Source organism: Collinsella sp. CLA-JM-H32B, assembly GCF_040098065.1.
Classification (GTDB): domain Bacteria; phylum Actinomycetota; class Coriobacteriia; order Coriobacteriales; family Coriobacteriaceae; genus Collinsella.
Window position 1 is genome coordinate 93,194 of record NZ_JBBNNA010000007.1, and the last position, 9,625, is coordinate 102,818.

Annotated in this window: 9 protein-coding genes; all 9 read left to right on the top strand. The window is 58.3% G+C overall.

Going from position 1 to position 9,625, the window contains the following annotated elements; translation table 11 throughout:
* Nucleotides 1-95: 95 nt before the first annotated feature.
* A complete protein-coding gene (locus tag AAA138_RS05710; RefSeq protein ID WP_349089931.1) occupies nt 96-686 on the top strand; it encodes a hypothetical protein in 591 nt (196 codons plus the stop codon).
* 81 nt (nt 687-767) lie between these two features.
* A complete protein-coding gene (locus AAA138_RS05715; RefSeq protein WP_349089933.1) occupies nt 768-1,517 on the top strand; it encodes a sugar transferase in 750 nt (249 codons plus the stop codon).
* Entirely contained in the window at nt 1,518-2,642 is a 1,125-nt protein-coding gene (locus tag AAA138_RS05720; protein WP_349089934.1) for a glycosyltransferase family 4 protein, read from the top strand.
* The gene (locus AAA138_RS05725) at nt 2,639-3,922 is read left to right on the top strand and encodes a glycosyltransferase family 4 protein (protein ID WP_349089935.1); all 1,284 of its coding nucleotides are present in this window, start codon (nt 2,639-2,641) and stop codon (nt 3,920-3,922) included. Before AAA138_RS05720 ends, AAA138_RS05725 begins: the two co-directional genes overlap by 4 nt.
* The gene (locus AAA138_RS05730) at nt 3,915-4,928 is read left to right on the top strand and encodes a capsular polysaccharide synthesis protein (protein WP_349089936.1); all 1,014 of its coding nucleotides are present in this window, start codon (nt 3,915-3,917) and stop codon (nt 4,926-4,928) included. Before AAA138_RS05725 ends, AAA138_RS05730 begins: the two co-directional genes overlap by 8 nt.
* On the top strand, nt 4,925-6,112 hold the full coding sequence (locus AAA138_RS05735; protein WP_349089937.1) for a glycosyltransferase: 1,188 nt from the start codon (nt 4,925-4,927) through the stop codon (nt 6,110-6,112). Before AAA138_RS05730 ends, AAA138_RS05735 begins: the two co-directional genes overlap by 4 nt.
* Before the next feature lie 14 nt (nt 6,113-6,126).
* Complete coding sequence (locus AAA138_RS05740; protein WP_349089938.1) at nt 6,127-7,440, top strand: hypothetical protein; 1,314 nt, start codon at nt 6,127-6,129, stop codon at nt 7,438-7,440.
* The gene (locus tag AAA138_RS05745) at nt 7,427-8,746 is read left to right on the top strand and encodes an oligosaccharide flippase family protein (protein WP_349089939.1); all 1,320 of its coding nucleotides are present in this window, start codon (nt 7,427-7,429) and stop codon (nt 8,744-8,746) included. The genes AAA138_RS05740 and AAA138_RS05745 overlap by 14 nt, the downstream gene beginning before the upstream one ends.
* Before the next feature lie 579 nt (nt 8,747-9,325).
* Nucleotides 9,326-9,625, top strand: a 300-nt coding sequence (locus AAA138_RS05750; protein ID WP_349089940.1) for a polysaccharide biosynthesis protein, incomplete at its 3' end; no start/stop codon positions are given.

Below are 9,625 nucleotides of genomic sequence, written 5' to 3' on the forward strand. Positions count from 1 at the left end.
GTACTTTTGCGACTGCGCCTAGCTGCGAGCGAGAAGCCTGTTCTTAACGCCCCTGCATCCGCGTGTGTCGCGGATTCAAGTTAAGGGGGCGAGAGATGGAACAGACGATGCGGCGCCAAGAGCAGCTGCCCGGTGCCTTTAGTGGCGCCACTGCTAACAGCCAGCATGGCCGCGTCCGCTGGTATCTGGTCCACACCCCCAACGGTAAAGAGCGCGAGACCTGCGAAAAGGTCCGCCGCATTATCCCGCACGAGTTGATGCAGGACGCTTTTGTGATGCAAAAGGAGTTCTGGTTTAAGCGGGATGGCGCCTGGTCGCTCCAAACCAAACCCATGTACAAGGAATACTTCTTCGTCGCCACGCGCGATGCCGCTGCACTCGACAGGGCCCTGGCCCAGTTGAGCTTTGGCTGCCGCATTGCCGGCAGCAGGGAGCGGGCCTATGCGCCCATGCCGGACGATGCACAGGACTGGTATCGCAGCGTGCTCGACGACGATGGCGTGGTGCGTAACAGCGTCGCACGCATAGAAGACGGCGTGCTGCACATAGAGCAGGGGCCCTTGGTGGGACAAGAGGCCCGCGTAATGAAGATCGACCGTCATAAGCGCTGGTGCCTGGTAGACGTGGGCGAAGGCGACTCCGCCTTTAGGGAGCTGCTTCCGTTGGACGTCCCCAGTAAGACGTAAGGGGACGTTGCATTGGCAATTCATTCGCAATTTGAATTCATCGATTGGGGGATCCCAGGGGACAGGGACGTGGATTTGAACTTGACTAGTAAAGAAGTGACAGGACAAAACGCGCCGGTGGGGGCCGCGCTTGTTGCCCAGGCAATGACCGGCGGAGACGTGAGCGTGCGCTACAAGGCCATGCAGGCCGTGAAGGACTGGGATCGCACGCGCCTGGGCTACAGGGCCGTAAAGCGTACGTTCGACATCATGTTCAGCGGCTTCGTGCTGGCCGTCATCGCCGTGCCGAGCCTGGTGCTCGCCGTGGCAATCCGCCTGGAGAGCGAGGGAAACCCGTTTTACAGCCAGATCCGCGTGGGCCAGACCCACCGCGATGGCAGCCTGTCCACCTTCCGCATGTGGAAGTTCAGATCCATGTACAAGGACGCCGACGAGCGCCTCGCCGAGCTCAAGGGGCAGAACGAGATCGCCGGCGCCATGTTCAAGATGAGGGACGACCCGCGCGTCACCAGGATCGGCAAGTTCATCCGCAAGCACTCCATCGACGAGTTCCCGCAGTTCCTGAACGTATTCCTGGGCCAGATGTCCGTCGTGGGCCCGCGCCCGCCTCTGCCCAACGAGGTCGCGGAGTACACCGAGTTCGACCTGCAGCGCCTGGCCGTCAAGCCTGGGATAACCGGCTGGTGGCAGGTGACGGAGCGCAACTCGACCGGGTTCGACGGCATGGTCCGACGGGACCTGGAGTACATCGCCAACCGGGGCATCTTCACCGACCTCAAGATCGTCGTCCTCACGGTGATCGAGGTCATCACCGGCAAGGGTGCGTGCTAGATGCGCATCGCGATGATAGGACATAAGAGATACGGCTCCCGCGAGGGCGGCGTGGAGGTCGTCGTGACCGAGCTCGCCCGCCGCATGGCGGCGCTCGGCCACGAGGTCACCTGCTACGACCGCTCCGGCGCGGACGTCATGACCGGCAATGCCGCGGATTGCCACGAGCGCGTCGTCGACGGCGTGCGCGTCGTGCCGGTTAAGACAATCGATAAGAAGGGCCTCGCCGCCCTCTCGTCCTCATATTTTGCCACCAAGGCGGCCATCAAGGACCGTCCCGACGTGATCCACTACCACGCCGAGGGTCCCTGCGTGCCGTTGCCTTTGGCAAAGCGTGCGGGCATTCGCGCCGTGGCCACCATCCACGGCCTGGACTGGCAGCGCGCCAAGTGGGGAAAGCTCGCCAGCACCTACATCAAGATGGGGGAGAGGGCCGCCGCCACCAAGGCCGACGGCCTCATCGTCCTGTCCAAATCGGCCCAGTCCTTCTTCGAGGGCACCTACGGCCGCACGGCGACGTTCATCCCCAACGGTATCGAGCCAAAGCAGCCGAGGCCGGTCAATCAGATAAAGGAGAAGTGGGGGCTCGATGCGGGCTCCTATCTGCTGTACCTGGGCAGGCTCGTCCCCGAGAAGCGCCCCGAGCTCCTGATCGAGGCCTTCAAGAAGCTCGATACGGACAAGAGTCTCGTCATCGCCGGCGGCGGTTCGGACACATCCGAGTACGAGGCTTCGCTGTGCGAGGCCGCCCAGGGCGACAACCGAATAGTGTTCACCGGGTTCGTCAACGGCGAGCCCCTGGAGGAGCTGTACTCCAACTGCTATGCCTACGTGCTCCCTTCCGACGTGGAGGGCATGCCCATGAGCCTGCTGGAGGCCATGGCATATGGGTGCCGCTGCGTGACGAGCGATATCCCCGAGTGCGCGGACGTCCTCGCGGGCAACGGCGTGACGTTCGAGAAGGGGAGTGCCGATTCCCTGCGGGCCGCGCTGTACGGCCTGCTCGCTGACGACGACCGCGGGAGAGTCCTCGGCGCCGCCGCCAAGGCGCACGTCGAGAAAACCTACAACTGGGATTCCGTCGTCGAGCGGACCCTTGCCGTCTACGGGGGTGAAGGCCTATGAAGATCCTTCTGGTAAACAAATTCCACTACCGCAAGGGCGGTGCGGAGACCTATTACCTCACCGTCGGATCCGAGCTGGAGCGCATGGGACATGAGGTGGCCTATTTCTCCATGAGCCACCCTGATAACCTGCCGTGTAAGTGGGACAAGTACTTCGTGACGCAGCGCGAGTACAACAACGTCAGGAACCCGCTCAAGGCGGCGCGTGACGGCGTGGCGTTAATCTATTCGCCGGAGGCGAAGCACAACTTCCAGGCCCTCTGCGAGGAGTTCCGCCCCGATGTCGTCCACCTCAACAACGTGCACAGGCAGATCACGCTGTCCATTCTCGACGCTCCCTACCTGAGGGAGAACAAGGTTCCGGTCTTCTACACGGCCCACGATTACGTGACCGTCTGCCCCGGCTACCTCATGCTCGACGGCGACGGGCGCGTCTGCGACGCGTGCCTCGAGGACGGACGCTACCGCCACTGCATCGAGAACCGCTGCGTGAAGGGCTCGCGCGCGAAGAGCGCGCTGGCGGCGATGGAGGCGTCCTTCAACAGGGCCCATAAGTCAAACCGGCGGATCGACAGGGTCATCGCGCCCTCCAGGTTCATGCGATCCAAGCTCATCGAGGGCGGCTGGCCCGAGGGCAAGGTCGTCTTCCTGCAGAACTTCGCCGACGACGCAATCCTCGACCGCGCGGCGAATGCCGGGGCGGATGCGACCGACAGGGAGAACCCCTACCTCCTGTTCTTCGGGCGGCTCTCTGCCGAGAAGGGCGTCGACACGCTGCTGAGGGCCTTCGATGCCGCCTTGCCGAACCTTCCGCAGGGCATGCGCCTGGTTGTCGTCGGCGACGGCCCGGATGCCGCCGAATTCAAAACGCTCGCGTCTTCGTTGGGCTGTGCGCCTCGCATTGAGTTCGCCGGTTATCAGACCGGTGGGGCACTGCAAGCGTATGTGGAGAGGGCGTCTCTCGCCATCGCGAGTTCGAGATGGCGAGAGAACATGCCGTACTCGATCGTGGAGGCTTTCGCTGCCGGCACGCCTGTCGTCGGCACAAATATTGGCGGAATTCCTGAGTTGGTCGATGAGGGGAAAACGGGGTTCATTTGCGAGCCCGGGGATGTCCCGTCGATGGCGGATGCCATCTCGCGCGGCACGAGCGCGTTCTTGGATCGGTCCGCTTACTCGATGCTGCAGCGCAACTGCCGCTCCTACGTCATGGAAAACTGCTCGCGCGAGAAGTTCATGAGCGATCTCGTGAACCTGTATAAGGAGTCAATCGATGGCTAACGGCCATAACAGCATCAAGAGGATCGTGCATCGCTCCTGCGAGGAGATCGGCGCAACGTTCCGAATCGCCAGGGCTACGTCGTGGCCCGAGGCGATTAACACGTTTCGGGCGAAGCTCGATATCCAGGTCATGAGCCGCAACGGGTACAAGGAGCCGCCTGCAGCGAAGGAGCGGTTGCTGCGAAAGCACGAGACTGTTCTCAAATATCTCGAAAACCGCTTCGGCGACTTCTTCGAGTCATACGACTACGATACGCCGCTGCCCCCATCCGATCCCGCCCTCGAGGGGAAGATCTGGATGTGCTGGTGGCAGGGCGAGGAGAACGCCCCCGAGATTGTGAAGGCGTGCATCGACTCCGTGCGCCGCAACGCCGGCGGGCACGAGGTCATCGTCATCACGGACGAGAATCTGTCCGACTACGCTCATATCCCCGATTGGGTTCTCGAAAAGGTCCGTCTCGGCATCATGTCGCGTACGAATCTATCCGACTTACTGCGTCTCTCTTTGCTTGCTGAGCATGGCGGTATGTGGCTCGACGCTACTTTCTTCTGCGCCGGATCGCTGGATGAATATATGGATATGCCGCTTTGGTCCATCAAGAGGCCCGATTACCTGCACGCTTCGGTTGCATGCGGCATGTTTGCGGGATATTCGCTTGCCTGCAAAGAGGGTCAGCGGCATCCGTTCGTCGTGGCGAGAGACTTTTTCCTCGAGTATTGGCGCAATAGTGATCGGTTGATTGATTATCTGCTGGTCGATTACCTCATCGTCCTAGCTCAACGCCATGACCCCTCGGTCGCCGCCGCATTTGCGTCCATCGAACCAAATAATCCTCGTTGCGACGACCTTATTTCGATACTAGATAGGCCTTTCGATCAAAGTGCTTGGAGTGAGCTCCTTCTGGATACGAGTCTCTTTAAGCTCACGTGGAAGCAAGAATTTCCAAAACAAACTGATGGTAGGCAAACGTATTACGGCAGGCTATTGGAAGGGGGATTGTCGTGAGCAAAAAGAAAGTCCTGTTCGTCATGTCCTCAATGGACAATGGCGGTGCGGAGCGAGCGCTTCTCAACCTTCTGGAAGAGCTTCCGGAAACGCGCTACGACGTCAATCTCCTGCTTTTGAACCCCACCGGACTTTTTATGGGGCAAATACCCTCAAAGGTAGCCGTACTTCAGACTCCGGCTATAGTACGCGATTGCTTCACATCGGTTCGCGGCCGCAGGGCTGGGGTATGGCGTCTGACGGCAGACGTCGTTTCCGGTATTGCCTCTCGCGATGAAGAGACCCGCCGCGGATTCCGTTGGAAATACTTCTTTTCTCCTGCCATTGATAAATTACCGGGTCATTACGACGTGGCTGTTTCATTTATTAACGGTCAAGTTCTCTACTTTGTCGATGAGAAGATTGAGGCCGATCGCAAGATAGTCTTTTATCACGGAGACTATCGCTCTGCCCACTATTCGGAAAAATACGAGCGACCCTGCCTGGAACGCATGGATGGCATCTATGCCGTTTCCGATAAGTGCATCGACATCGTGCGCTCTGTTTTCCCTGAGATGGCATACAAGATGAAGAGCCTTCCGAACATTGTCTCTTCGGAGGTAGTGCGACGTCGCGCGTCCGAGTTCATCCCGCCAGAGTACGATGCTGACGCGCCGAGAATCCTTACAGTGGCGCGCATCACTCACGAGAAGGGTGTGGACACCGCCATCCATGCGGCAGCCGAGCTCAAGCAGCGCGGCTGCTCGTTTCGCTGGTACGAGATGGGAAAGGGTCTTACTGGCGATTCCGAGCAAGCCGCTTGCGAAAAACTTGTTGAAGAGCTGGGTGTTGCAGACGTCTTCACGTTCTTGGGCGCCCGCGAGAACCCCTATCCCTACATCGCTAACTGCGACATCGTCGTGCAGCCGTCACGCTTCGAGGGAAAGTCAGTCGCCCTTGACGAGGCCAAGATTCTTACGAGGCCCATTGTTGCGACGGCGTACCCCACGGTCCATGACCAGCTGAGCGTCAAAGAGGGAATCATCGCTGGCACTGACGCAGTGTCGCTCGCTGATGCCGTGCAAGGGTTGCTCGAAGACCCCTCTCGTCGTGAGGAGCTCAGCTTCTATCTCAAGTCGAATGAGTACGGGAACGCCGATCGCGTTGAAGGCTATTTCCAGGCTTTAGAGGGCGAGCGGCAATGAGGGCGACGCTTAGCATGAAAAATGCAGCTTCGAAGAAGCAGCGCGAGGCTGTCTGCCATTACTTGCTCATTTACCTTATGGTGGCTTTTGCTGATTCATTTCTGTACGATCGCATTCTCACGAACATTGTTATACCGGTGGTGGCCCTAATTGCTCTCATCGTTATGGCTAATAGGAAATATCAGCTTGTATATCCCATTACGATATTAGCCTTGGGCTTTCTTGCCATGCTGTTCGTCCGGGTAAGCACAAACGCACTCGGGCCGACTGAACTTTTGAGTTGGGTAGCGATGGTGGGAATTACCCTTATTGCAGTGATGTTTGATGTTTCGAATTTTCTTATCCGCTTCATTAAACTAGCGGCTTTCCTCACTGGCTTTAGCCTGGTTGTCTATTTGATTTCTCAGGTTTTCCCGGGAGTTTGGGGCCACCTATCTCCATTTTCATTTTTCTTGTCCTTTGGAGATACAACATGGTTGGACTCCGTGAACAGGATCGTCGTCAACTACCGGGCCGATGGGCTGCTCCTGTACGTCGACCGAGGGTTTGACCATACGCGTAACGTTGGCATATTTAGAGAGCCTGCTGTTTACCAGATATTGCTCAATTCAGCTATCTTCGTGCTGCTCTTCATGAAGCCTAAGGAAATTGATAAGAAGACACGTGCGCGACTTTTGGCGCTGTTTGTGGCGGGTGTCCTCTCCACAAAATCCGCCACTGGCTATGCCACAACTCTCCTGGTCTTCTTCGCCTACTCTCTTTCCTCATTGAAGAGGGACGATCGTGTTTCCGCAATTGCTCCGATCTTCCTCGGGTCCATATGCGTGTTCGTTTTCATCGCGTCTGCGATGGGGAGCTCGGCGTGGGCTACGGACTCCGTTCTTGGCCGCTTCATGAACGACGGGGGTATCTCCCTGGACGCATCGGGCGAGGCCCGGGTTGGAGCTGCGAATGCTGCGCTGGCTCTTATGCAGCGATACCCCTTTGGATGTGGCTATAACGTGTACGGGGCTGCCATTTCGACTGGTAACAGCGAGTTCGTTGGCGCCTGTTTACTTAAGGTGGCTGCCGTCTACGGTCCGATTATGGGCATTGCGATTCTCATTTGGACCTGTTTTCCCGTTTTTAAGTCTCGAGAGCTTGGCCTCTCCGCTAAGTTGGCTTTCGTCGCTATGTATCTCATAGCGACTTATCTCGAGTGCGAGGTCTTTTACACCACGCTTATTTTCATTCCGATTTACCTGTACTGCAAAAATGTGGCCGAAACGTCTGTCCAGCCCTTGCGTGCGGCCGCTTCTTCGTTTGGAGTCTTACGTGAAGCTCGCTAGCAACCTCGGCCGTAGCATGAGTCGGGCCATGGTCTACAAGGGCGTATCCATGGTCCTCAGCCTCGTCTACGTCCCCATCGTCCTCAACTATCTCGGCGACTACAAATACGGTGTATGGGCGTCGATCCTGAGCATCCTCTCGTGGATCTCCTACTTCGACCTTGGCATCGGTAACGGCCTTCGCAATCGCCTTTCCGAGGCCATCGCCTCCGACTCACCGCGCGTATCGCCGAAGGCCCTCGTGTCGAGCGCCTACGCCATTCTCTCAGGCGTCGTCGCCGTCGTCGCCGTCGCTTGCGGCATCGCCATCGCGTTCGTCGACTGGCCCGCCTTGCTTTCCGCCTGGGAGGTTAATGAGAGCCTACTGTGCGTTGTGGAACTGAGCTTTCTCGGGATGTGCTTTAGTTTCGTTCTTACCCTATGCAATAGCGTCTACTATGCGCTTCAAAAGGCGCAGGTAGTAAACCTCATTTCCGTGTGCCAACAGGCGGTCATGCTCCTGTCGGTCTGGCTGCTCTCGCTCACGGATTCCCAAAGCCTCACGGCGGTCGCGGTCTTTTACGTAGCTTCCAATATTTTGGTGTACGGCTTCTTCACGATCTACGTCTTCGCGAGGAACCGAGAACTTGCTCCGTCCCCGCGCAGCTGCTCTCGTGCCGTGGCAACGGACGTTGGCGGCCTAGGCATCATGTTCTTTATCACCCAGATCGCCACACTTGTCCTCTTCACTACCGATAACCTCATCGTCTCGAATCTCTTTGGGCCCGAGCAGGTGACGGTCTACACAACCGCCAACAAGGTGTTCACGGTACTCTCGTCCCTGTTTGCCGCGCTCGTCGTTCCTCTATGGTCAAAGACTACCGTCGACTACGCACGTGGCGATATCGCTGAAATCAGGCGGACGCTTGGGAAGATGCACAGGCTGTTCGCTATCGCGGTGGGCGGGGTCATCGTCATGGTGCTTGTCTTCAAACCCCTCGTAAGTGTTTGGCTGGGGCGCGACCTCGGGTTCGATGACTCACTCATCGCCCTTATGGGTGTCTATGCGATCGTATATATGTGGAACACCATCTACTCCCAAGTCATCAACGGACTCACGCTTGTCAATTTCATGGTTGCGGTTGCCTGCGCACAGGCGGTGCTCAATATCCCCCTTTCGATCTTCCTCGCCACGTCGTGCGGGCTCGGTGTGAACGGGGTTCTCCTTGGGACGATTGTCACCATGCTCATCAGCAGCTTGACGTACCCGGTTTACTCCAAGAAGGTCCTCGACCGTGCCGAGGCCTCCAACCGCGGGGTCGAATGACCGATCGAGAGGAAGGTGCCTAGTGCCAATCATTAAGAAGTTGAAATATAAATTGTGGCGTCATTCGCACACGCCGGAGGAGTATGCGCGCCGTATCGGTGTGAACGCCGGTAAGGATTTCCATATCTATGGCGAGGTCGTATGGTCCACCGAGCCCTGGTTAATAACGGTGGGTGACAACGTTCACATCACCGATGGCGTTCGCTTCGAGACGCACGACGGCGGGACCCTTCTATTTCGCAAGGACGTCCCCGATTTGGAGGTTACCCGCCCAATTGTTCTGGGCAGCAACGTCTACATCGGCAACTGCGCGATCGTGATGGGGGGGGGTAACCATCGGGGACAACGTCGTCATCGGTGCTGGCGCGATAGTCACGAAGGATATCCCCAGCGACTCGGTCGCGGTCGGCGTGCCGGCAAGGGTTATCGAGACGGCCGACGAGTACCTGGAGAAATTGAAGGCCCGCTCGCTACACCTCGGGCACCTCGCTTGGGAGGAAAAGGACCGGGCTCTCAAGAGACACTACGGCTACACGGGCAGCTCCCGTGGTATCTATGAGTTTATGTAAAGGATTGGGTATGACTATCAACAGCACTGCATTCAAAGACAAGACCCTCATGATCACGGGCGGCACCGGCTCGTTCGGCAACACCGTGCTCAAGCACTTCATGAACACCGACCTGGCGGAGATCCGCATCTTCTCGCGCGACGAGAAGAAGCAGGACGACATGCGCCACCGCCTGCAGGAGAAGTCCCCCGAGCTCGCCTCCAAGGTGCGCTTCTTCATCGGCGACGTCCGCAACGCCCAGAGCGTGCGCGACGCCATGCACGGCGTGGACTACATCTTCCACGCCGCCGCCCTCAAGCAGGTGCCCTCC